This is a genomic window from Pseudomonas sp. 3JA, assembly GCF_036961705.1.
In the GTDB taxonomy this organism is placed as follows: Bacteria; Pseudomonadota; Gammaproteobacteria; order Pseudomonadales; family Pseudomonadaceae; genus Aquipseudomonas; species Aquipseudomonas fluorescens_Q.
The window spans coordinates 18,732-40,434 of sequence record NZ_JBAMDJ010000053.1 but is presented as its reverse complement, the minus strand read 5'-3'; the positions used below and the strand labels follow the sequence as shown (position 1 = coordinate 40,434).

Below are 21,703 nucleotides of genomic sequence, written 5' to 3'. Positions count from 1 at the left end.
AAGCCGGTATTCCTGCGTTAAACCAGACCGCGAAAGCGGTTTTTTTTCGCCCTGAATAAGCCCCCGTCCTGGGGGCTTTTGCATTTTGAGGTGCTGAATGTCCGTACTTTCCGAAGGTCGAGCCGCTGCCTGGCTATGGCTCGACTTTATCCCTGCTGTGGTGCAGTGGCTGATATTGCTGGTGGTGCGCCTGGTGCTGATCGTTGTTGGCCTGGTGGTGGCGGCGTTTGCCATTCCCTTCGCTGTGCCGGGCTATTCGCTGAGTGATGGCCGCCTGATCGTCAACTTGCCGAGCTGGGCCTGGCTGTTCGGTAACGACTTCGACGGCCTGGATGGCGATAAGCGGCAATGGTGGGCCGACAACTGCGACGCCCTGGTGTTGTTTGGCCTGTTTCCCCTGGTGCGTCGCCTCGGCGTTCCGGTCGGGCCGTTACCCGTAACGTCTTGGCTTTCGCGCTGGTGGTGGGCAGCGGTACGCAACCCGGTCAATAACCTGCGCCTGGTGGCCGGGATCAGTTGCCCGGTTGCTGAATGCGATTTTGCCTATCTGGGCCAATACAGCGTCGAGGATAAGCCCGGCAAAGGGGGTTGGCAGTTCGTCAGGGCGACGCGGCGGGGTGGCCTGTCCCGCTGGTATGGCTTTTATGCCGTTCGTGAGCTGAGCAGTACCACAGCGCGCGTGGTGCGCCTGGGCTTCAAGGTCAAGCCGGAGCATCAAGGCAGCGCCGAGCCGGCCAAGGGCATGACCTTCAAGGTCAACTTAGCCAAAGAAATCTAGCGTCGGGCCGTCGGCGCCTGGCATCGCATCAAGGCCCCCAGTCGGGGGCTTTTTCTTTACTGGAGTAAAACCAATGGCAGCAGATTACCTGCACGGGGTTGAACAGTACTTCCTCGAAAACCTCGAGCGTCCTATTGAGGTCCTGGCAGCCTCGACCATCGGCCTGGTGGCCACCGGCGATGATGCCGACCCGCTGGTGTTCCCGCTCAACGTTCCGGTTCTGTGCAACAGCGACAAGCTGATCGCCAAGGCGGGCACGACTGGCACCCTGCGCAACGCACTGAAGGACATCTACCGCCAGACAGGCGCTGTGGTGGTGGTCGTGCGCGTGGCTTCTGACGACGAAGAGGCGCCGCAGTTGGCCAGTGTGGTCGGCAACGTCGATAACGAAACCGGCCAATACACCGGCCTCAAGGCGCTGTTGGCTGCTGAATCGGTGGTCGGCGTGCGTCCGCGTTTGATCATCGCCCCGGAGTTCAGCCACCTGGTGGGCATCGGCGCCGAAATGGAGGCTGTCGCCAAGAAGCTGAACGCTATTCCTATCATCGACGGTACGCAAAGCGGCTACTCGGCGGTAATCGCGGAGTGCGCTTTGTACAAGGAAGCGCTGTTCGTCAATTGCGGCGTCAAGCTGCTGGACGATGACACGGGCCAGGTAGTGACCCGCAAGGCCTCGGCCACTGTGGCGGGTCATATCGTGCGGGTGGACAACGAAGAGGGCTATTGGCATAGCCCGTCGAGCCGCAAGATTTTCGGGATCCTCGGCACCGACGAAGTGATCGACCACGCCATCGGCAGCACGACCAGCAAGGCCAACCTGTACAACAGCAAGAACGTCACGACCATCGTTAACCAGCAAGGCGGCTGGTACCTGTACGGCAACCGCCTGGCGAACAAGGTGATGCTTCCACATCAACGGATTCGCTACATCGTTGGCGATTCGATCCTGTATGCACACCAAGAATTGCTGGATCGCAACATCACCAAAGGCTATGTCGACGGTGTGAAAAATCGAGTGAACAAGCTGCTGCGCCGGCTGATGTCCCGTGAGGTGATCAGCGGCGGTGAATGCTGGGTCGATAAGGAACTCAACGTCGCCGCCATCGGCACCGCCCAGGTGTATTGGGATTACGACTTGGGCTTCTACGACGTGGCCGAGCGCATGACGTTCCGCCAGCACGTTACCACGCGCTACAACGAAGCCATTTTTGAATAAGGGGTGATCTATGGGCGCAAAGCTGCCTAGCGTTTTGGTCGACATGAATTCGTTCTTTCAAGACGAATCCTTTGCCGGCCTGTGCAATACCGTCGCGTTGCCGAAGATCGTAACCAAGACTATGGACGCGGTGATGTCTGGCGTTGCCGGTGACATTGAGCGCGATTTGGGCCGGCTGGAGAAGCTGGAAGCCGAGGTCACCATTTCCGACTACCCGGAGAAGGTTACCGACTTGCTCGGTTCGCGTGAGAGCCGCGACGAAGTCTTCACCCTGCGCGGCGCGCTCGACCGTGATGGGGTGATTAAAACCGTGGTCGTGCGTATGCAAGGCTTCTGGAAATCGGCCGAGTTCAACGAGTGGGCCCCGGAGAAAGAAGCAACTATGAAGTTCGCCATTGCGGTCGACTTCTTTCACTTCGAGGTTGATGGCTCGGAGCGCATCTACATCGACAAGCTGAACAACATTTTCCGCGTCAATGGCAAAGACCGGAACAAGGAAATTCGCCAGGCGCTGGCCCAATAGGGCCGGCGTTTTTTCTTTCTGAACCCCCGAATTTTAAGGATTTAAACCATGGCTAATCCGGTAGTACTGACCCGTCCAATCAAGCGTGGCGAAACTGAAATCACTGAGGTAACCATGCGCGAGCCCGGTGCTGGCGAATTGCGCGGTCTGGACATGTTCGATGTCATTCGCATGAACGTCACCGCCCATCGCACGTTGGTGCCACGTATCGCCAACATCACCGCCAACGAGTACGACATGCTTGCCCCGAAAGACCTGATGTCCCTGCAAACGGAGGTGGTCGCTTTTTTCATGGAGTGACCGCCGTCCCGCGCGACGTGATGGAGGCAGAGGCCGACATCTTTCTGGTCTTCACGGGCTGGGACGCGCTGACGACGGTTCACATGTCGCTTACGGAGTTGATGCGCTGGCACCGCATCGCCCTGGAGCGCTACGAGCAAGGCAAGGCCGGGCAGTCCTGATGGGCGGCCCGGCCCTTTTTTTATGGGGTGGGAGAAATGTCTAACTCTATGCGGCTCAACCTGATTATGGGCCTGGTGGATAAAATCACGGCGCCCATTCAGAAAGTCACCGGCGAAACGACCCGGATGGGCGACAAGATCAAGGCGACCCAGGCAGAGCTATCCAGGCTGGGCAGCACGACAAAGGACATTGAGCACTTCAAGGCCCTACAGGAGCGCGGTGCCAAAACAAGCGCCGCCTTGGCTGAGGCACAAGCCAAGGCAAGAGCCCTGGGACAACAGATGGGCGCTACGGCCGAGCCTTCGCGCAAGATGACCGCCGAGTTCGAGCGGGCTACCGCCCAGGTCAAGCGCTTGCAGGCCCAGCAGCAGGCCGAACGCCTGGAGCTGCAACAGACGGGCGCCCGGCTGAAAGAGACCGGCGTCAGTACCGGTAAGCTGACCGAGGCGACGCGGCGGATTGAGGTCCAGACCAAGCGCTATAACGATCAGTTGGCCAAAGAGCAGAAGGCCCTGGATGCGGTCGCCGAGAAACAGAAGCGACTGGGCGAGATAAAGAAACGTAACAGCGACATGCGGATGTCGGCCACCGCTGACGCCGTGGGTGTGGGGGCGGCGGTATTCAGTATTAAGCAACTGGTCGACGCCTATGGTGAGGTGGCCTCTGCCCAGGGGGAAATCGCGTCGCTTGGGATTGATACCAAGGGTATCGACGTTATCACCGCCAAGGCGAAGGCTTTTTCGAACCAGTGGGCGGGCACCACTACGCCCGAATTCATCCGGGCTGCATACGACATCAAGTCCGCTATTTCCACGATCAGCGATGAAGCGGTCGGCGAATTTACCCGTATTGCAGCGCTTACCGGCCAGGCCACCAAATCCAGTACGGCCGAAATGACAAGCCTGATGGCCACCGGCTACGGTATTTACCGACGCCAGTTTGACCAGTTCGGCGCCGGCGTGGTGACGGGCTGGAAGAACCTTTCGGCCGAAGAGCGCGACATCAAGTTTGGCGAGTACTTCGCGGCGGGTATCTCGGCCACCGCGAACCTGTACAAGACTGATGGCCCGCAGATGGCCGCCGCCATTTCCAACCTGGGCGCGGCCGCGACGTCGGCAAACGTGAGCTTTGCCGAACAGCTAGCCATCATGGGGCAGCTACAAACCACCATGACGGGCAGTGAGGCCGCCACCAAATACCGGGCATTCCTCACGGGAGCCGCCGGCGCTGGCAAGAAGCTGGGCCTATCGTTTCTCGACGCTGAAGATAATTTGAAGCGTATGCCTGACATCTTGGCCACGATCCAGAAAAAGTATGGGAAAACGCTCGACGCACTGGAGTCGCAAGAGCTGAAAGAGGCTTTCGGTACGGATGAGGCCATCTCGCTGATTAAATTGCTGTACCCCGAGATTGACACCCTACGCGGCAATATCGACACCATGGGTAAGAGCCTGAAGGGTGGTTTGACCGAAGTAGAGAAGATGGCGGCCACGATGAACGCCGGCCCGGCCGAAGCCTTCAAACGTCTCAGCCAGCGCACCAGCAATGCCAGCGCAACCATTGGTCAGGTGTTCGCCCCGTCCATGATCTATGCCGCCGGCGTGTTGGGAGACTTGGCGTTGTGGGTCGCCGGCCTGGCCGAGCGCTTCCCGTTCCTAACCCAAGTATTGGCCTACGCCGTCATCGGGCTTGTCTCGCTCGGCGCGGCGAGTATTGCGGGTCGCTTTGCGTTTTCCCTTATGTCTGACGGGGTGATGATGGCAGGGCGCGCCCTGGCGTTCTTCACGCTGACGAACCTGCGCGCGCAGGCCGTGTTACTCGTAACGCGAATTCGCGCACATGCCGCCGCTGCCGGCGTCTTGTTGATGGGCGTCGCGTCGCGGACCTATGCCATAGCCGCCGCGATCATGACCGCCGCGCAATGGGCATTAAACGTGGCCCTGTCGGCTAACCCTATTGGGTTGATCATCATCGGTATTACGGCACTGATAGCCGCGGTGGTTTTGATGGTGCGCTATTGGGAGCCGCTTTCCGCGTTCTTTGCAGGCTTGTGGGAGAGCATCAAGGCGGCGTTTGCGGCGGGTTGGGACTTCATTAAATCGCTGTTGATGTTTTCGCCCCTGGAGTTGCTGATTCAACTGTGGGGGCCTTTGTCCGGTTTCTTTGGGGGGCTGTGGGAGAACATCAAGTCGGTATGTGCCGCTGGTTGGGACATGGTCAAGGGAATGCTTTCCTTCAATCCCCTTGAGCCAGTGATGCAGGCTTGGGCGCCTCTGACGGAGTTTTTCTCAACGTTATGGGATGGCATCAAGAACGCATGCGGGTCAGCTATCGAATGGATTGCCGGCAAGATCATGGGGCCGATTGAGGCCGTCAAGAACTTTGCCGGCGGGATCTTCGGCAGCGACTCGCCAGCGGCGGCAACCCAGCCAGCGGCAGCAGCGGCCGCCGCCGCAGCTGGGCCCGACGGTTCGCCGCCTGTGCCGGGTGGGTCGCGCGTGGCGGCTGTCGGTGGCGTGGCGTCTCCGGCCGGGAAGGATGCCGCGCCGCAACCGGTTAACCAATACGGCGGTATTACCGTTAACGCCGCGCCTGGAATGTCAGAAGAGCAGGTCGCGAAGAAGGTTCGGGCTGAGCTGGATGCCCGGGACCGACAGGCAGCCCGTGGTCAGCGCGGGCGCCTGGCGGACAACGCTACTTAGCGATTTAGCGAAATAGCTACGCCGCCTTCGGGCGGCTTTTTCGTGGGGGCTATATGGCCGAAGTAATGATGGCGCTGGGCGACTTTCGCTTCAGCGTGAAAACAGCCGAGTACCAAAGCCTAACGACCTCGATGGCGTGGCGCTGGGCCAAAAAGGACCGTTACAAACATAAGCCTGGCAAGCAGTTTCACGGGCCAGACAGCACTACCAAGACCCTGGAAATAACAATCCATCCGCAGAGCCGCGCCGACGTGGTGCTGTTCGATCGCTTGCGCGTTATGGGTGACGCTGGCGAGCCGCTGCGCCTGGTTGCGGGTGGCTCGGCCCTGGTCGATGGCGAGCTGAAGCAATCCGGCGCCGACCTGGGGTTATGGGTTATCGAGAGCCTGAACGTGGCCGACGATCATTTCATGCAGGACGGCACGCCCCTGGTACGCAAGGGCTCGTTGTCCATTTCCGAATACGGCGAAGACGAGGTGTAAGCGATGCAGTACCGCACCCGCCCCGGCGATATGCTCGATGCCATCTGCTACCGCTACTACAGCGGCCGCCCCGGGGCGACCGAGGCGGTGTTAGAGGCTAACCCCTTCCTGTGCCAGAAAGGCCCTGTGCTGCCTGACGGCCTTCTGATCGACCTGCCCGAGCTTCCGGCGGCTGTTGAACCTGGCCAAGTGTCGCTATGGGATTAATCCGTCCCCGTGACGGGGGCGAATAGACCTTGGGTTCCTGGCGATACGTGGTTTTATTTTTCTGCGCGGCGCATTTCACCCTCCGATTTGGGGGGGCTTCGTGCTTGCACTTACAAAGTGAGGGGCCCAACGCGGCCCATAACCTAGGGGTAAGTCATGGCGAAAGCAGACTATCGAATCACCGCAAACGACGCGGACATTACGGGGATGATCCGTAAGCGCTTTATCAAGCTGACGCTTCAGGATTCCGCCGGCGAGGACAGCGACACGGTGGCCATTGAATTGGACAACCGCGACAGCATGATCCGCTTGCCGGCAACAGGCGCTGAACTGAAGGTGTGGATTGGCGAGCCTGGTGCCCTGGTCTTCAAGGGCGCTTATCAAGTCGACGAGCTGGAAGTGCCGCTAGATGACGAAGCCCTGGTGATACACGGCAAGGCCGCCAAGATGTTAGGGGGGATCAAGTCGCCCCGAGACGCGACGTTCGACGATATGACGCTGGGCGCGCTGGTGGCCAAGATTGCGAAAGAGCACGGCTATGAAGCTGCCGTGGCGCCGGAGCTGGCTGGGCATGTGTTCAAGCACATTGACCAGCGCGCCGAGTCTGACATGAACCTACTGACGCGGTTGTCGCGTGACCTGGGCGCGGTGGCCAAGCCGGTCGGTGGCAAGCTGGTAGTTGTGCCCAAGGGCCAGGCTAAGAGCGTAAGCGGCAAGGCCCTGTCGGCTGTTTCGATCAGCGACCCGAAGAACAGCAGCGGTCGCGTTACGATTCAAGAGCGTAACGACTACAGCTCTACGGTCGCGTACTGGTTCGACGAAAAGGAGCAACGCAAGGTCCCGGCCGTGGCCGAAGTCGTCGAAGGGAAGGTTGCGGTTCCCGGTGAAAAACCCAGTAGCCCGGGCCAGGCAGAAGAGGACGCGGCCAAGGCGGGAGGCCCGCGCTACATCATTCGGAAAACCTACCCGGACCAAAAAAGCGCCCAGGAAGCGGCAGCGGCCAAGCTGAAGCAGATGCAGCGGGGTAAGTCGACCATGTCCATTACCCGGCCGCTGACCCCGCAAATCGTAGCAGAGGGGCAAATTGTGCTCAGCAATCACACGGCCTGTGCCAACCGCGTGTGGGCCGTTGAGTCGGTTACCCATGTCATTGGATCGGGCGAGGTGGCATCGACCTCGGTGGAATGCGTGACGCCGTCTAAGTAACAAGGCGTTACGCCATTACTGTATATATATCCATATGTTTTAGGCTTGAGTAGAATGCCGCGCATTGGCGTCAACAAGGATTGAAAAAAATGACACACAACGGAAACCCTTTGATAGGTACGACCAACGGCGATACCATCGCTGGAATTCACGATTACATGACATGGTTGTTGCAGGTCACTGACAACGACGACCAGACCCCCAAAGGCATGATTTGCTCATTGCGGCTAGTCTTGGGGGCAGTCGGCAGCCTGAAGGCGCCGGAGGAAGAGAAAAAAACTTGAACACTTTTAGTGTTGCGAGGCGAGCAGCGTGGTATATTCCCGCTGGTTGGCCTGGTGGCCACAGAGTGAAGAAGTAGATAAAACAAGGGTTTAGAAAAGAAAAAAGCCCGGGGTTGGCGCCCCAGGCTTTTTGGAGATCGGCGAGAAAGAAACTCTACGCGACCGCAGCAAGGTCAGAGTTTAGCCGTCGGTCTTCTTCTAAGCAAGCGTATTGCTCAGGGGAAAGAGTCAATGACCGACATAACGACCTGTCTGGGTCGGCCTTCCATCATGTGGGGGCGGATGCCTTACCCGCACTCGGGGGAAAACCTGGGGACGGGAAACCGTTGTGGGCATGACCCACTCAAGCCGGAATTCCATCTCTTCAATGAGCCGGACTGGTCAGCCTCAATTCCCCAGGTCATGCGCAAGCTGATCGAGGCGGTAAAGGGCTATTACTACTCCCCGCTACACATCCTCCCCAGCCTGGGCAATCTGAACGGACGGCGTAACAAGTCTGGCGACCCCCGCAAGAACCGATCAGAAGCCCGCGCCGCCGAAGTGCTGGTTATGCGTGCCATCCTGTATTTCACGGACTACGCGTCGTTACGGGTGGGTACGCCGAAGGCGGACGGCCAGTTCATCGCGCGCAGTTGTGTGGAGCTGGCCAGGGTGGCCGGCTTACTGAAGGACAAGAAAACCCCGGACGAGCCCGACGAGCCCTCAGAGCGTTTCTGGCGGGCCTTCAGGCGCCTGCGCAAGGCGGGCGCCTTCGATGTTCATTTGCAGTACGTCGAAAAGCCAGACGGCAGCAAGCGGGCCCGGCCGGCGATCAAGCGGTTAAATGAGAACTTCCTTGTCGCCCTGGGCGCCGTTTCGTTCGAGGCCCTGAAGAAGTTTCGCACCCATTGCTCGAACGAGTTGAAGAAGCTTCGCAGGGGCTACAAAGAGAAGTTCCCTCGGGAGTCTGACGCCGAGAAGGCCCGTAGCGGTTTGCGCCGTGCCCAGGGCGAAGACGGCGTCATAACATTTGCCGTTGGCACGCGTCGCGCCAAGACCGTCAACTACGACGACGCGAAAGCGGAATACGCGTCGGAGATCCGCGACAGGCATGCTGAGCTGTTGCGTAGCAATCCTGACCTATCGCAACCGGAAGTCGCGCGCCGCGTCATGCGGGAGTTCCCTGCCTTCGATGACTGGCTACGAGAACGCCAGGGCGGTTAACCCACCGCCCCCTCCCCTACCCCCTCCTTTGCGCTGTCTGACCTGACAGCGCCTTGCCGTGCCTGCCTGGTGCGGTTTATCCCCCTGACGCTTCGCTACGCTGCCTGGCTGCCCCCAAGCCGGCTCATTTTTGGGTGTTTTCAGGCCGGCGCGCGCGCCCAAGAAGGCGCCGGCCGCCGGCAGTGCTTTTAGATGAAATATTAAGTGTTGCCATTGCGAATTTAGCCGTTCCAGGGTGTTTTTAGGTCCCCCCTGTGCTTCTGCTGTTACTTCTGCAAGAAGAATCTTTAGGTCTAACCTCAGCTTCGCAGTGGTTAGCCCTTCTTTAAATGCCTCGGCAAGCCGAGATCCTGTTTATGACGCAGCCGTCCCGGCTGCAACAATGTCGCCCGCAGTTCGTGCCTACGGCACGGCGGGACGTGAAGGCCAGCAGCGCCGCCGCCATTCCTCCAGTTTAAGGCCCGTTCCAGTTGCTGCACGCCAACCAACTACGCGCCCGGCCGCACACCCTGCTATGGCGTTTCGCGCCTTCACGCGCCTGCCTACGGCTTGCGCCGCTACGCGTCGCGGTCGATCAGGTTGGGGGGTGGGCTTGCACTGTCGTGGGCTTGCTGGCTTCCCCTGGGCGCGGCTGGGACGTTTTCGAAGGAAGGCAATACGTTTCCGGCGGGTACCCTCTCGCGTGCGTTGGATCGTGCGTTGCAATGGGTAATTCGCCCTGGTCGCCCAGGGCGGACAATCATAGGTGGCCGGGATGTGCTCGGGCATCGAGCACAAGGTTTTGCCCTGGTAGAAAATCGCATTCGTAGACGTGTGCCTGATAGGCACCGAAACCGTTCTGAAACTCCACCTTGTCGCCAATGTAAGTTAGCGAGCCCTTGTCCTTGTTGAGCCATCGGAACTTTGGAAATTTTCCCTCCAAGGTGCCGTCGGTCCAACGTGCGGTGTAGCTGGCCAGGCGTTCTACTCGTGGCTTGCATTGGGCCGTGGCCTGCATCACGTTTTTGTCGCCCCAGCATTGCAAGTCTGCATTACAGTCGGTCGAGGCTTGCGCCTGGTCGCTGTTGTTGCTGCCGGTGCATTTGACCGCAACGAAGGCAATCAAGCCCACGACGACCAGTCCGACAATCACGTCCTTCATTTTGAGGCCGGGGCTTTTGACGCCACAGTGCGGGCAGACCTCGGCTTTGTTCGATACTTCCTTGTGGCATTCCTTGCATTTTGTAATGGCCATACGGCTTGGCTCCTCTGTGTTGGCGGCCGGCATTATCGCCATCTGCACCGCAGAACGGAATTTTGCCGCGTGCGCTCGCAAGCTAAATAGCTATTGAGCTAAATAGCTGTAGACTTATGAGTTCTTTCGACTGGCGACAGCTTTGGGGGTGAGAGTGTTTGTTTTGGTAGCGCGTGACGGGTCACGCTTGAACAGTGAAGCGGTTGAATTAACCCATGCTTGTATCGAGGCGTTGCGTGTCGACGCAGTGCTGGAGAGGGATGGCCAGGTGGTGGACCGCTTGGGGTCCCTGGGGCTCGGCCGGCCTGGTTTATTTGACGTGCCCCGGCCCGAAGGGCTCAGGCCGACCAGCGATGAGGTCCGCGCTTTGGTAGGTGTTGCTGGCTTAAATGGAACGCAAGTAGCTCGCCTGGTCGGCAGTGACCCACGGAAGTTCCGCGCTTGGGTCGGTGGGGAAAGCTCAATGCCTTGGGCCGCCTGGCACGTCTTGGCCGTTTTTTTAAGGCTCTCTGAGCCGGCCCTTTACAGTAAAGCTAAATAGCTATTGTGCTAAATAGCTATTGATGTAGAATGACGCTACGGCCAGGCGAAACCGCCCAGGCCAATACCGGAGTTCTACCGATGGCCCACGTAAAAAACCAAACCAACGCCCAGCAAGTCGCCGCGACCATTTTCGACCAGCTTGGCGCCCGTCGCTTTTTGGTCATGACCGGCGCGCGCGACATGGTCACCACTCCCCAAGGTTTGCAATTCAAATTGCCGGCGAACTTTGCCAGCGGCGGCGTCAACATGATCCGTGTCGAGCTGAATGCCATGGACACCTACGACGTAATCGCCGGTCGTTGGGCGCGCTTCGAATTCAAGGAAAAGGGCCGCGAAGAGGGGATCTACCGTGAGGATCTGCAACGCGCCTTCACTCGCCTGACTGGCCTTGATACCCACCTGTAAGGAAGTCGCCCCGGCCAGCGCCGGGGCGCCATGGAGTGCGCAACAATGATCGATCCCAACGACCCGGGAACCCTGGACCTTATCGCGGCCTGCGAAGAGCCTTTGAGCGGCGCTGAGCGTGCGCGCAGGCACCGCCTCAAAAAGAAGCAAGAAAAAGAGGCTGGCCGCCGCGCAGAGCTGGACCTAAAGGCCCCGGAGCTGGCCTTGTTGGGGGTTGCGCTGGGCGAGTTCCGCGACCGTTGGAAACGGGTACCGAGCAAGCTTTCCGCCGTCGAGGCGCTGTTGCCACGGGTGCCGGTCCCGTCGATTGCGCAGGCCTTTCCGGGGGATTCGGCGTGGTTGTCTGATGCGGCCCAGCAAGGGGCGGCCGAGTGGCCGGCGCACTCCGGCTATCAAGCCGACATCGGCATGCGTGATTTGTCTGTTTATCGGCAGACCCCGCACGGACAGCCGGAAGTCGACGCCCTGGTGTTCCCCGGGGATACGGTATGGACCACTTACGGCACCGGCCCTTATCTGGTGAAAGAAGTAACGCGCCAATCGTGGAAAGGCCTTAGCTGTTTCAGCTTGTCCCTGTGCAGCCTCGACAGTGGCCGCCGTCGCAAGCAAGAGGTTGATAGCTGGATTAATGAAGTGGTCGCGGTGGATGGGCGTCTGCTTAAGCTGTTTGCCAACAATGAAGACGAAGTGTTCATTGCGCGCCGGGAGCTGTCGGGCGGGTATGTTGAAGAGGACGAGGCGGCGGCGGTGCGTGCGGAGTGTCGGCGAATCGTGGCCGGCAACCTTGCCAACTATGAAGCGCGTATGGCCGGCAAGGAGCCCGCTCACGCGACGTTCGATGAGCTGGTGTTTAAGCTGCTGCCCTTCAAGGATCGCACGCTATTGGAATGGGCTCGGCGCAACGAGCAGTTGGTGCGCGAAACTCCGGCCGATCAGGCCTATCCGACTGACCCGGAAATGCGCAACCTGTTGGGTAAGGCATTGAACGACAAGCATGAACTCAATAGTCGTTATCAGGTGCTGTTAGATCAGGCCATGGAGCTTTACGAGTTGGTTGATTTGGCGCAGCACACGCCACGCCTGAGCAACCCGGCCAAGTTCTTGCGGGAGTACAAACGACATTCTGAAGGCTATGCTATCGCGGCGGCCACTGAGGGGCAGCAATGGGCGCGGGAGCGCTTTGCAAACTTCGGTAAGCGGCCCGTGAAAAGCGAATGGCAGGTCCGCGCGGAAAGGGCCGAAGCTGAATTGGCGATCAGGCCGGGTCAGTTGGCCGAAGCGCGCGCCGAGGCGGCGCATTACCGCGAGCAGCGCGAAAGCTTGCAGCGAGAGAATCAAAACCTGATTGGTTGCTTGGCCGACCTTCAGCAACTGGCGGAATCGCTGGGCGGCCCGCCGATGAAGATGGAGCGCGACCCGGTGAGCCCGCGCGAGTTGCGCCGCCGGATTGAAGCCTTGGAGGAACAAAACGCCTTGGAAGTGGCTGACCGGGCGAAAGCGTTCGAGGCGGTGCAGGTGTTGACAGCACGGCTTAAAAAAGCTGGCCTCCCCACGGATTACCGGCGGCAACCTGGCGAATAAAGCATGCAGCATAAGTGTTGCCTATGCATCATAAGTGATGCATAATGGCTTCACCGAAACGGACAGGACGACAGCAATGAAGTGCAGCGAGTTTCGGCGGTGGTTGTTGGCCCAAGGCGTGGAGTTCAAGAGTGCCAAGGGCAGTCACTTCAAGATTTACTTGAATGGCAAGTCAACCGTCTTTGCGGACCACGGCAGCAAGGAAATGCGCGAAGGGTTACGCAAAACCATCATCAAACAGTTGGGCCTCAAGGATTGAGGCTCGGCTGTACCCTTGAGAGGTGAGCCCATGTACCAATATCCGCTCGAACTGCACACCGAACCGACCGGCGTCTGGTTGTCGTGCCCGGATATCCCGGAAATGAACGCCTCCGGCGATACCCTGGCCGAGGCCTTTGTCGAAGCCTTGGACGGCCTGGAGTCCGCCCTATCGCTGTATGTCGAGCAGCGGCGCAAGATACCGGCCGCCACGGCGCCGCGTGACCCGGCGATGGTGCTGCATCTGCCGGCGTTGACCGTGGCTAAGATTATGCTGTGGAACGCCATGTGTGACGAAGGCGTGGGTCGTGCCGAACTGGCTAGACGCATGGGCGTCACGCGCCAGATGGTCGACCGCCTGGTGGACTTCCTGCACAGCTCGAAAATCGAGCAGGTCGAGCGCGCCCTGGGTCTGTTGGGCCGCCGGTTGTCGTTGGTGCTGGATGCGGCCTAAGCCGTGCCGTTACTCGTCACGAAAGGAACCCTGCCATGGCGACTTGTCTCTACTGCACGGCTGCACCGGCTGACTTGGGCCGTTATTGCTCGGGCTGCTATGGCCGGGTGTTCCATGAGGACGGTTCGCCCCTGGTGCTGGGTGACCCTGACGACCCGTGGCGGGCATTCAACACCGAGGCTGACCGGGCCATGGCCGACGCCAAGGTGCACGCCGTCCTGGCGCCGCGCATGGCGGCTCGCTGGTTTTTCCCGGTCAAGGTCGCTGCCTGGAAGTTGCGCCCGAAAGCCCGCCAAAACAAACCGAACTGAAAGGAACCCAGTCCATGACCGAAGAAGAAGAACGCAAGCGCGGCAGTTCCAACCTGACGCTACTACAGGAAGTGCAGGCAGCGGCGGCCCATACCCAGGATTTGCACAGCAAGTACCCGGATTTGCCGTTTGCCGTTGACTGGCACCTCAAAGGGGTGGCGGTGCTGTTGGCCGACGTGGCGGCCAAGCTGGAAGGTCTGCGCGCAGGCAAGACCTACGACGAGGCATAGGCAGTCGTTACCCATAACGAACCGAATTGAAAGGAACCCCCGCCATGCCGACCTTTACCGCCGAAGACCGGGCTACCGTCCGCGCTCAGGTGCAGGCGCAAATCACCGATATTGAAAGTGCCGTATCCCTGGAAGACGTCGAGCGGAACAAGACCTATGCCGCCGGCTATGTTGACGCCCTGGTCGCGGTCGGCGCCATTGAACAGGCCGAGGCCGACGATTGGCGGCGCAAGGCCGAGTGGGTCGAAGAGAAAGCGGCGCTGCGCCTGGCGCGCGAAGACTAGGCCGCCGCGTTACCCATCACGAACCGAACATAAAGGAGCCCCCGCCCTGCCAGCCGCTGTGCTTACAATGGGCCATCACCCAAAAGGAGTTGCAACGATGGCGATTGAAGACACTAAGACCTTAAAGACCGTGAGAACCGAGGGCCAGGCGCAAGAGTTGCTAAACGCCGGGTGGGTGCTGTTGGGGTTGTTCGACCGTCAGGACGGCAATGACCAATACGTGGAGTACCATTTGGGCAAGCCAGCCGAGCCCACCAGCTCTTTCCAGGTTGGTGGCGTTTTGCAGGCGGTGCCGATGCCCGAGTGACCGCGCGTTACGAGTAACGCCGTTTATGTTCAAAGGCCCCCTACACCCGAGCGGTGACTGGGGGCCTTTTTTATTGGGCACGGCGACCAGAACCCCCTAGACTGGATGACCAGAACCCCCACCCCTGGTTTTACGCAACGGGGGCCCCTCACTCGCAAAAGGAATCGACGGTGTACGAGCCATTGACCGACCCGGCTGCCAAGGCCGCCGCCAATCAGTATTTTGATGACCTGATCGCCCTGGTGGATCCTGCCGGCGGGTTGCCGCATCTACGGCCCGTGGTCGAGGACCTGCGGTATGAAACCCTCCATCACGCCGGCATGCTGCGCACGCAAAATCAGTTGCGCGGCTTCCTGTGGGGGCTGATGGCGGCCGGCGCCTTGACGCCCGAGCAGGCGCGCGACCTGAGCCAGCGCCTGGACCGTGGCCGCGATGCGGGGTGGCTGTAATGGGCGCTCATGAGCGAAACGCCGACCGCTACCGGCTCGACGGGGGGATCAACGCCTGGTCGATGAACTGGGTGCTGGACGGCTATGCGGTGCTGTGCGCCGGGTGCTGCGCCGGGCAGTGCGCCCGGGACGCGGGGGAGCCGTTCCCTCACGCCGAAGGCTGCCGCCTGGCCAGTGATTTTGCCAGGCATCCCTGGCACGACCTGGCCGCGCTGCTGGGCGAGCTGCCGGCGGTGCCGGCATGAGCGGCGCGGATCGGCTGGCCGGCATTACGTTGCCGCCCAAGGTGCGCAAATGCGTGGACCAGCACCTGGGCGGCATCGAGCGCGCCCAGGCAGGCGACGAGGTGCGCCGTTGGCTCGACCGCGCGCAAAGCCTGATCGAAGGCCTGGAGGCCGCCGGCGCGCTGAATGCGAGCACCATTGAAGCGCTCTACATCCATTTCGATGACGTCGCCTTGGCGCGCCTGGCGGAGCTGGGAGGATGATTGGCGAGGCGATTCACGACGACACGCTCAAAGCCCTGGTCAGCCAGCACGTGGTGCGCGAGGTGGTGGTGGGCCGGGTGGCCGGTGATAACCATCAATGGACATTGTCGGTGCGCCTGGGCGGGCCCACGGCGCGGCTGATCCCGGTGCGCTCGCGGCGCGAGCCGCTGCGGATCTGGACCAGCGCCAAGGCGGTGATCAAGTACGCCGACGCGGTGGGGTTGCGCGGCTTTACCGTCGAGCTGTAGCGCGCCGGTTTAAATGCCCTGGTCCTTGGCCGCCTGGTCGACCGCTTCGGCCAGGATGATGGCGCAGGTGCTCAGGCTGCTGTAGATCCTTTGCAGCTCCAGCATGGGCGCGCTGGCCGGAGTACTCCGGTTGAGCGCGTGTTGTTCGCGGAACTGGCGCAACAGGTCGAGCTGGTGTTCGGTCAAGTCGAGGGTGATTTTCACGGTGTTTCCTATCGTGTCGTTCGGGTGAGCGTTTGCCGGCACAAACGGCGGGCACAAAAAAACCGCCGTTGGAGGGGCGGTTGATTTGTGCCATTCGAATTGGAGGTTCGGTTGGCGGTTCGCTGAAGGCATCGACGAATCGATCATAAATTACGGTCTATTTGTTGCGCAATAGTCGCCGCAACACGTTCACGGATATTCACGCCGCTTAATCGGCCATCTTTTTGCTTCATCGGCACTCATGACGAAATGGCGAAACGTCGCTAACTACCGGGAAATGTCACTATATCAAGGCGATAGAGGCAGAACGCGCCGGCTACGCGTCAACCTAGATCGTCACGACAGGGCGCCGTCAAGGGTTTTCGTCGCTTTGAAAAATAAACTTCAAAAAAGCGTCAAAGTGCTTTTTTCTGTCAGGGGTTTTGGAGTATCAAGTAACCCAACGGTCACGATGTTGTGCCCGGGGCCCCTTCGCCACGTCTGGAAAACGTGCCGGAACAGAAGGGCCGACGGATACCTGGCTCGCTGAAGGCATCGACACCTTTCAGCAACCCGCTGTTCTGTCCGGTAAGGGCGGCGGGTGTCAGGCTTCTTTTGAGGAAGCCGCTTATGCGCCTTTTGATCAAATGGATTCGCCGTGCCTGGCGGGCCTTCGGCGCCGTGCTGAGAGTGATTCAGCTTGGCCATGCCTTCGCCTGGTTTCGCGACCGGCTGGACGATCTCGACCGGTTGAACTGATACAAGCCCCGCCTCGGCGGGGTTACTTCTTTTCTCTGTGCGGGTGCGCGTGACGGGTCACGAGCAAACGACAGGCGAAAAAAAACCGCCTTGAGGGGCGGTTTTGGTTGCAGGCTTCGGTGAGGCCAAGGCCTGCACATCCTCAGTGGATGCACTCGCATGGGCTTACTCTATTCGCCTTTGCTCCTACAGACAAGCATAAATAACGCCTATCCCCTGGTGCCCGTCCGCAAATTGCCCGGCATTTAGCCATTATGGGTAGCGGAAACCGTGCGCAAATCGGCTACTATGCGAGGTGACGAGTTCCTTGCATGTGAGTCGTCCACGAGGTCTGGCCAGGTACGTAACAGTTTCCCATGCCCTTAAAACGGGGTGAGAGCCGTGCCGGTGCAGCATGAGGGCCCACACCCGGCCGCCTTAGTGGATGCACTCGCAATGTATTCCCGAAGATGGGCGGTAAGCCGGACAAGCCCGTCGGAGGTTGGCCTCATTGTAGGAGGCCAAAGTATGTTTAAGAAATTTAAGCGTGCGTGGAACCTCGTTAGAAACGGATTAGGGGCTTATCACCTCTATGAGTTTCTGCGGGACCATTGGGACGATCTGCTGTAAGGGATTGAACTGAGGGAAAAGCCATCCTAGCTTCGGTTAGGGTGGCTTTTTTTTGGGGCCATAAAAAACCCCGCTTGCTGGCGGGGTTGGTAATGCAACACGGGGCACTAACCCTGATTCTGCGGCGTCCAGCCCTTTGCTTTCATGTCACGCTCTATCAGGTCCATGACATAGGCCTTGCGGGTCAAGCGATGGGTTGCCAGAAAGATGTCTACCTCTGCCTTGAATTCGGCCGGCACCTTCATATTGAAATCGACGATATCCCCGCTCGATGGCTTCGCGGTGTGGTTGCCCATGGCTGCGGTATCACTGGCGGTTGCCGGCGGTTCGCCCTTGCCGCTGCTGCGGCGTGCTGGGGGTTTAACGCTGACCAGTGGCGCGGGTGCGACGGGGGTGGTTTTTTTTGCAGGCATGATGTCGGTTCCGTATTCGATTGCGATTAGCTTAATAGCTATTTAGCGAAGTAGCTACTTTAGGCGGTCAGAGATTCAAAGCGGGCAACAGCCGCGCGTATAACCTGGGCGGCTTGTTCGCGCGGGCCTTTGAATGGCGTCTCTATCAGCGACAGTCCCGCGTCTTGGGCGCGACTAAAGGCTGGTTTCTTGGGGATCTCCCCGTCCAGAACGTCGAAGCGAGTTTTGTTCAGGTAGGACCGGGCCTCTTCAATCTCCAGGGCGCTTGTGCCTGTTTGGTTCAATGCGAAAACGATTCGGGCAACCGGTACGCCGTCGCGGTCTACCAGTGCGTTGGCCAGCGCAACAGCAGGCTCCAAGTCGTCAAGTGCCAAACCAGTAGGAATGATGACGAGGTCGGCAGCTTTGGCCATGACGGCCGTTGCTTTGCTGGCCTTTGGGGCTCCGTCGAAAATCAGCATGTCGCACGAGCCTGCTTTGCTGATTGCTTGTTCGGGGTTGCCGAACTGGCGAACGGTGATTGTCGGTTCGGTACCGGCGCGCAAGCGGCGCTGTTGCCAGGCGGTCGCGGTGCCCTGGTCGATATCCATGTCGGCAATTTCGGTTTGCCATCCTGCGGCCGCGAAGGCCGTGGCTATGGCGCGGGCGAGTGAGGTTTTCCCGGCGCCGCCCTTCTGCGATACGACTGCGACTATTGCTGCCATGCTGCTGTCTCCGTTGCTAATTAGCGAAATAGCTAAAGATGGGCAGAGTATAAGCAGTGCTTTGGTCAATGCAAGCTAAATAGCTAAATAGCTATTTAGCTCATATAAAATTGAGTGCCGCCATAAGCGAAGGCTTCGGCGTGTCGGGTGTGGTTGCTGTGGCCTTTGCCGCCTGCGCTGCCGTTTGTGCGAACGACGCGAGTGGAAGCTGGGGTTGTTCGTGAGCGGCGGCCGCTGCGGGTGCGCATCGTGTCGCCTGGGTGCTCGGCGACGCTGATAACTGCCAGGAACAGGCACAGTGCGCGAGAGAAAAGGACGCCCAGGGTAAAGCCCCGGGCGATCATGTGAGGGTGAGTCTTGGCCCCTAGCTTGGCCTTAATGCTCGTTTCGATATGGCGGATGGTGGACGAGTCGATTTGCAGGCGTGCCCCTATTGAGCTGGGGTTTTCACCGTTGGCCAGGCCGGTAAGCACAAACAATTCTTCCTGGGTCAGGTTCTGCCCAGGTAAGCCGACCACGTCTTCGCCTGTTACTTCTAGAATCGCTTGCATGGGTCTCTACCGTCCCTGGTTTGCATGGTGATTACGCTGCGTGTGAAGCCTTCAGTTCCCCGACAAGTACGGCCAGCTTCCTCAGTTCTTTGCTGAGGACCGCTGTGATATCGGCGATGTTTTCCAATACACCTTCGATGTCGCCTGACTGCATTGCCCCCACGGCTAGAGCCTCGACACCGGCCGTTACGGCCGCCTTGTGATTAATTTCAACAACCAACGCCCGACGGTTTGCCTCGGTGAGAGTCGCAATGGCCGTGCTGTGGTCGCGGGTGATGATGCTTCCTTCGGACATGAATACTACCTTGTATAAGTGTTAATTACACTTTAAGTGTAAATTATAGGTATACGAATGCCCCAATGTGGGGCAGTCGGTTAGCGGATATGAGTGATTATTTTAACCCGGCCCAGCACCTGCAAAGTAGCCAGTTTTTCGGCTGAAATAGGTTGGTCGGGGTAGCGCTCTCGGTCTTCTGCCTGGATCAAGTAGCCGCCGTCTAGATCCTGACGAATCCAGCGCAGCCACACGCGGCCTTTGATCAGCAAAGCGAAAACGTCGTCTCGTGCTGCTGCGTTAGTGACATTGCGATCAATCAATACGCGGTCGCCTTCATTGATCAGCGGCCGCATGCTGTCGTCTGGCGCAGCGAAGGGCAGCAGCTTGTCACGATCAAGGTGCAACTCATCCAGAAACGTCAGCCGAAAGGCCAAGGCGTCGTCTCCGACATCAAGCACGCCGGCTTCTGTTGGGATTGCTGAAGGCTTGGGCACGCAATAAAGCGATGTCTCTGGTGCCGTCCCATCGTTGTCTGTGAATCCCGCCAAATACTCCGGGCTTTTTTTGAAGAGGGCGGCCAGCTCGAAATACTGTTCAAGCTTTGGAATCCTGATTTGCTGTTCCCAATTTCCATACCGGGAAGGGGAAATGCTTTCGCTTGAAATCAAAGAAAGGCGCCGTGCGGTTTCTTCCACTGTCCAGCCTTCTGCGCTCCTGCAAGAGCGAATGCGCTGGGCAATTTTGCGGCGGATATCCGTCATGTTTTCTTGAGTCCCACAAGCGTCTAGTAGCGACAGTTTAAGCACTGTTCGTTGCGTGTACCCTCTGAATATACACTCTAAGTGTAAAAAACTACAAAAATTGCTTGCATTGTGGATAGAGGCCGGCCAGTCTTAACACTCTTAGTGTTTATCGGTCTTTAAGTGTGGAATTGGCCCCTTGGATTCATAGCTTGGCTAAAAGTGACGCTGTCAGCGTCGCGGCTGAGCTATTGGGGGAGAAGCCACGCACTGTTGCATCTTGGCTGCGCTATGAGCGTGTGCCCTCGTTTAAAGCGGCGTTGAACATCTACGAAAAATCGGGTGGTCGCGTCGACTTCAACGGCATCTATATGCCGTTCGTGAAGGCGGTAAAGGAAGGGTATGCAAGGTTTTCTTAAGGTGACGGGGCTCTCTGCCCTGGTGGTGGTTCGCAAGGTTGAGCAGCGGTTTGGCTTCGCGGGTTATGCGCGCCTGGTCAAGTTGCTGGAGTTGATCAGTGCGTGCGGTCCGGTCGCTGAAGGCGAGCCGATTGCCCTGCCTTGGGCCGATGTTTTGGAGAGCTTGCAGGCGGGCGATATGCATGCGCGCGAGTTCTTGAGTTATTGCGAGGAAGCCAAGGCGTTACGCGTAACGCGTGACGCGGGCCAATTGCTTGTGACGCTTGGCGGTGAATTGGTTGCGCTGATGGCCAGTGCTCCCGTGGTCCCGGCTGTTGCTGCCGGGCCGGTGTTGTTCGAAACAGATGACCAGTGGGCCGAGTGGTTCGCTGCTGATTTGAACTGCCCGCCGTACCTGGCGAATGACGCAGCTACCCGGTATCTGTTCCGCCGGTGGTGCGCCACAAATGTGACCGTAGCAGAAGTAGAAGCCGCCGTAGAGCTGGCGATTAAGGCGAAGGAAGCACCGCTGCCCGCTGCCTTACATGATTATTTGAAGACTGTGCGCAATACCAAAATAGAACGTGCCCGCCGATAACCGGCAGGGCAAAGGGGAAGTCTGTTGTTATTGATTGCACTGTCTGGCGGCACTGCCGCCGAGCGTTTGGCGATTGCTGATCGCCTGGTTGAATCGGGGAAGGGGCAGCTTGTGGCGTTCGCTCAAGAAACGCCTAAGTCTGCTTATGGCGAAAGTCGGGCGAGGATCTTGCGCGAGGCCCTGGTAGGGCTTGAGCCGCAAGACAGCGAACCGGCCATAGTCGGTGGGGTGGTGGTGGTCCACTGCTTGACCGAAGAGGAAGCCGAGCAGGTCCGTAAGTTGGGCGGCTCGGTTTGGCATGTATACGGCAAGCCGTCCGGCCTGGTGGTGAACCGAATAGGCGACCTGATGGTGACTGACGCTTCGGTCGGCTTTCGTCATGTTCGTGAGCCGATGGAGGCGCTTTCAGAGGCCTTGCTTGAGCGTTTGGCCAGCCCTGGCGGCACGATGACCCGGGCTGCCTTGGGACGCTTGGCAAATGAATAGGCCTGTTAGCCAGGCGCTGCCTGGGTTCGCCTATGGCGACCCGGCAAAGATCGTCGAGGCCCAAGAGATCCGCGCGAAGGGCTGTTCTGTTTGTGTGCGTGCGGAATACATATTTGGCTTGCCGGTGTGCA

General features: G+C 59.3%; 34 protein-coding genes. 27 read left to right on the top strand and 7 right to left on the bottom strand.

Going from position 1 to position 21,703, the window contains the following annotated elements; all coding sequences use genetic code 11:
* Positions 1-97: 97 nt before the first annotated feature.
* The 11 genes from V7773_RS27605 (at position 98) to V7773_RS27555 (ending at position 9,063) form a co-directional block, all read left to right on the top strand.
* A complete protein-coding gene (locus V7773_RS27605) occupies positions 98-778 on the top strand; it encodes a DUF7338 family protein (protein ID WP_336076242.1) in 681 nt (226 codons plus the stop codon).
* Between the two features lie 73 nt (positions 779-851).
* Positions 852-1,994 (top strand): phage tail sheath C-terminal domain-containing protein, encoded by a 1,143-nt coding sequence (locus V7773_RS27600; RefSeq protein ID WP_336076241.1) that lies wholly within the window; start codon positions 852-854, stop codon positions 1,992-1,994.
* Between the two features lie 10 nt (positions 1,995-2,004).
* The gene (locus tag V7773_RS27595) at positions 2,005-2,517 is read left to right on the top strand and encodes a phage major tail tube protein (RefSeq protein ID WP_145133420.1); all 513 of its coding nucleotides are present in this window, start codon (positions 2,005-2,007) and stop codon (positions 2,515-2,517) included.
* A 48-nt stretch (positions 2,518-2,565) separates the two neighbouring features.
* Positions 2,566-2,817 (top strand): phage tail assembly protein, encoded by a 252-nt coding sequence (locus V7773_RS27590; RefSeq protein ID WP_145133422.1) that lies wholly within the window; start codon positions 2,566-2,568, stop codon positions 2,815-2,817.
* A complete protein-coding gene (locus V7773_RS27585) occupies positions 2,814-2,978 on the top strand; it encodes a GpE family phage tail protein (RefSeq protein WP_145133424.1) in 165 nt (54 codons plus the stop codon). Before V7773_RS27590 ends, V7773_RS27585 begins: the two co-directional genes overlap by 4 nt.
* A 36-nt stretch (positions 2,979-3,014) precedes the next feature.
* Positions 3,015-5,681 carry a phage tail tape measure protein gene (locus tag V7773_RS27580; protein ID WP_336076240.1) on the top strand — a complete coding sequence of 889 codons (2,667 nt, stop codon included), beginning with the start codon at positions 3,015-3,017 and terminating at the stop codon, positions 5,679-5,681.
* Between the two features lie 53 nt (positions 5,682-5,734).
* Positions 5,735-6,163, top strand: a complete 429-nt coding sequence (locus V7773_RS27575; protein WP_336076239.1) for a phage tail protein — start codon at positions 5,735-5,737, stop codon at positions 6,161-6,163.
* 3 nt (positions 6,164-6,166) lie between these two features.
* A complete protein-coding gene (locus V7773_RS27570) occupies positions 6,167-6,370 on the top strand; it encodes a tail protein X (protein WP_336076238.1) in 204 nt (67 codons plus the stop codon).
* 156 nt (positions 6,371-6,526) lie between these two features.
* Positions 6,527-7,576: a contractile injection system protein, VgrG/Pvc8 family gene (locus tag V7773_RS27565; protein ID WP_336076237.1), complete on the top strand. Its 1,050-nt coding sequence runs from the start codon at positions 6,527-6,529 to the stop codon at positions 7,574-7,576.
* 89 nt (positions 7,577-7,665) lie between these two features.
* Positions 7,666-7,860: a hypothetical protein gene (locus tag V7773_RS27560; RefSeq protein ID WP_336076236.1), complete on the top strand. Its 195-nt coding sequence runs from the start codon at positions 7,666-7,668 to the stop codon at positions 7,858-7,860.
* A 231-nt stretch (positions 7,861-8,091) separates the two neighbouring features.
* Positions 8,092-9,063 (top strand): hypothetical protein, encoded by a 972-nt coding sequence (locus tag V7773_RS27555; protein ID WP_336076235.1) that lies wholly within the window; start codon positions 8,092-8,094, stop codon positions 9,061-9,063.
* Positions 9,064-9,802: 739 nt separating this feature from the next.
* On the opposite strand, the gene V7773_RS27550 is transcribed toward V7773_RS27555, so the two are convergent.
* Complete coding sequence (locus tag V7773_RS27550) at positions 9,803-10,297, bottom strand: hypothetical protein (protein WP_336076234.1); 495 nt, start codon at positions 10,295-10,297, stop codon at positions 9,803-9,805.
* A 570-nt stretch (positions 10,298-10,867) separates the two neighbouring features.
* Here V7773_RS27550 and V7773_RS27545 point away from each other — a divergent pair.
* From V7773_RS27545 to V7773_RS27490, 12 genes are all read left to right on the top strand, one after another.
* The gene (locus V7773_RS27545) at positions 10,868-11,245 is read left to right on the top strand and encodes a hypothetical protein (protein WP_336076233.1); all 378 of its coding nucleotides are present in this window, start codon (positions 10,868-10,870) and stop codon (positions 11,243-11,245) included.
* 45 nt (positions 11,246-11,290) lie between these two features.
* Entirely contained in the window at positions 11,291-12,826 is a 1,536-nt protein-coding gene (locus tag V7773_RS27540; RefSeq protein ID WP_336076232.1) for a hypothetical protein, read from the top strand.
* 76 nt (positions 12,827-12,902) lie between these two features.
* Entirely contained in the window at positions 12,903-13,085 is a 183-nt protein-coding gene (locus V7773_RS27535; RefSeq protein ID WP_336076231.1) for a type II toxin-antitoxin system HicA family toxin, read from the top strand.
* A 30-nt stretch (positions 13,086-13,115) separates the two neighbouring features.
* Positions 13,116-13,538, top strand: coding sequence for a type II toxin-antitoxin system HicB family antitoxin (locus tag V7773_RS27530; RefSeq protein WP_336076230.1), 423 nt, complete (start codon positions 13,116-13,118; stop codon positions 13,536-13,538).
* A 35-nt stretch (positions 13,539-13,573) separates the two neighbouring features.
* A complete protein-coding gene (locus V7773_RS27525; protein ID WP_336076229.1) occupies positions 13,574-13,849 on the top strand; it encodes a hypothetical protein in 276 nt (91 codons plus the stop codon).
* A 14-nt stretch (positions 13,850-13,863) separates the two neighbouring features.
* On the top strand, positions 13,864-14,079 hold the full coding sequence (locus V7773_RS27520; RefSeq protein WP_336076228.1) for a hypothetical protein: 216 nt from the start codon (positions 13,864-13,866) through the stop codon (positions 14,077-14,079).
* Positions 14,080-14,123: 44 nt separating this feature from the next.
* Entirely contained in the window at positions 14,124-14,363 is a 240-nt protein-coding gene (locus V7773_RS27515; RefSeq protein WP_336076227.1) for a hypothetical protein, read from the top strand.
* A gap of 97 nt (positions 14,364-14,460) precedes the next feature.
* Positions 14,461-14,670 (top strand): hypothetical protein, encoded by a 210-nt coding sequence (locus V7773_RS27510; protein WP_336076226.1) that lies wholly within the window; start codon positions 14,461-14,463, stop codon positions 14,668-14,670.
* A gap of 170 nt (positions 14,671-14,840) precedes the next feature.
* Positions 14,841-15,119 carry a hypothetical protein gene (locus tag V7773_RS27505; RefSeq protein ID WP_336076225.1) on the top strand — a complete coding sequence of 93 codons (279 nt, stop codon included), beginning with the start codon at positions 14,841-14,843 and terminating at the stop codon, positions 15,117-15,119.
* Positions 15,119-15,364, top strand: a complete 246-nt coding sequence (locus V7773_RS27500) for a hypothetical protein (protein WP_336076224.1) — start codon at positions 15,119-15,121, stop codon at positions 15,362-15,364. Before V7773_RS27505 ends, V7773_RS27500 begins: the two co-directional genes overlap by 1 nt.
* Entirely contained in the window at positions 15,361-15,606 is a 246-nt protein-coding gene (locus tag V7773_RS27495; protein WP_336076223.1) for a hypothetical protein, read from the top strand. Before V7773_RS27500 ends, V7773_RS27495 begins: the two co-directional genes overlap by 4 nt.
* Positions 15,603-15,854 (top strand): hypothetical protein, encoded by a 252-nt coding sequence (locus tag V7773_RS27490; RefSeq protein WP_336076222.1) that lies wholly within the window; start codon positions 15,603-15,605, stop codon positions 15,852-15,854. Before V7773_RS27495 ends, V7773_RS27490 begins: the two co-directional genes overlap by 4 nt.
* 9 nt (positions 15,855-15,863) lie before the next feature.
* Here V7773_RS27490 and V7773_RS27485 read toward each other — a convergent pair whose 3' ends face one another.
* Complete coding sequence (locus tag V7773_RS27485; RefSeq protein WP_336076221.1) at positions 15,864-16,058, bottom strand: hypothetical protein; 195 nt, start codon at positions 16,056-16,058, stop codon at positions 15,864-15,866.
* A gap of 609 nt (positions 16,059-16,667) precedes the next feature.
* Here V7773_RS27485 and V7773_RS27480 point away from each other — a divergent pair.
* Positions 16,668-16,796: a hypothetical protein gene (locus V7773_RS27480; RefSeq protein ID WP_336076220.1), complete on the top strand. Its 129-nt coding sequence runs from the start codon at positions 16,668-16,670 to the stop codon at positions 16,794-16,796.
* A gap of 716 nt (positions 16,797-17,512) precedes the next feature.
* On the opposite strand, the gene V7773_RS27475 is transcribed toward V7773_RS27480, so the two are convergent.
* The 5 genes from V7773_RS27475 to V7773_RS27455 form a co-directional block, all read right to left on the bottom strand.
* On the bottom strand, positions 17,513-17,818 hold the full coding sequence (locus V7773_RS27475; RefSeq protein WP_336076219.1) for a hypothetical protein: 306 nt from the start codon (positions 17,816-17,818) through the stop codon (positions 17,513-17,515).
* 59 nt (positions 17,819-17,877) lie between these two features.
* Positions 17,878-18,522 (bottom strand): nucleotide-binding protein, encoded by a 645-nt coding sequence (locus V7773_RS27470; protein ID WP_145133465.1) that lies wholly within the window; start codon positions 18,520-18,522, stop codon positions 17,878-17,880.
* Between the two features lie 95 nt (positions 18,523-18,617).
* Positions 18,618-19,073, bottom strand: coding sequence for a helix-turn-helix transcriptional regulator (locus tag V7773_RS27465; RefSeq protein WP_336076218.1), 456 nt, complete (start codon positions 19,071-19,073; stop codon positions 18,618-18,620).
* 31 nt (positions 19,074-19,104) lie between these two features.
* Positions 19,105-19,368, bottom strand: coding sequence for a hypothetical protein (locus V7773_RS27460; protein WP_145133469.1), 264 nt, complete (start codon positions 19,366-19,368; stop codon positions 19,105-19,107).
* Between the two features lie 80 nt (positions 19,369-19,448).
* Complete coding sequence (locus V7773_RS27455) at positions 19,449-20,111, bottom strand: XRE family transcriptional regulator (protein ID WP_145133471.1); 663 nt, start codon at positions 20,109-20,111, stop codon at positions 19,449-19,451.
* Between the two features lie 191 nt (positions 20,112-20,302).
* On the opposite strand from V7773_RS27455, the gene V7773_RS27450 reads away from it, so the two are divergent.
* The 3 genes from V7773_RS27450 (at position 20,303) to V7773_RS27440 (ending at position 21,572) form a co-directional block, all read left to right on the top strand.
* Positions 20,303-20,509 carry a hypothetical protein gene (locus V7773_RS27450; RefSeq protein ID WP_336076217.1) on the top strand — a complete coding sequence of 69 codons (207 nt, stop codon included), beginning with the start codon at positions 20,303-20,305 and terminating at the stop codon, positions 20,507-20,509.
* The gene (locus tag V7773_RS27445) at positions 20,493-21,086 is read left to right on the top strand and encodes a hypothetical protein (RefSeq protein ID WP_336076216.1); all 594 of its coding nucleotides are present in this window, start codon (positions 20,493-20,495) and stop codon (positions 21,084-21,086) included. The genes V7773_RS27450 and V7773_RS27445 overlap by 17 nt, the downstream gene beginning before the upstream one ends.
* A gap of 168 nt (positions 21,087-21,254) precedes the next feature.
* Positions 21,255-21,572, top strand: coding sequence for a hypothetical protein (locus V7773_RS27440; RefSeq protein WP_336076215.1), 318 nt, complete (start codon positions 21,255-21,257; stop codon positions 21,570-21,572).
* Positions 21,573-21,703 lie beyond the last annotated feature (131 nt).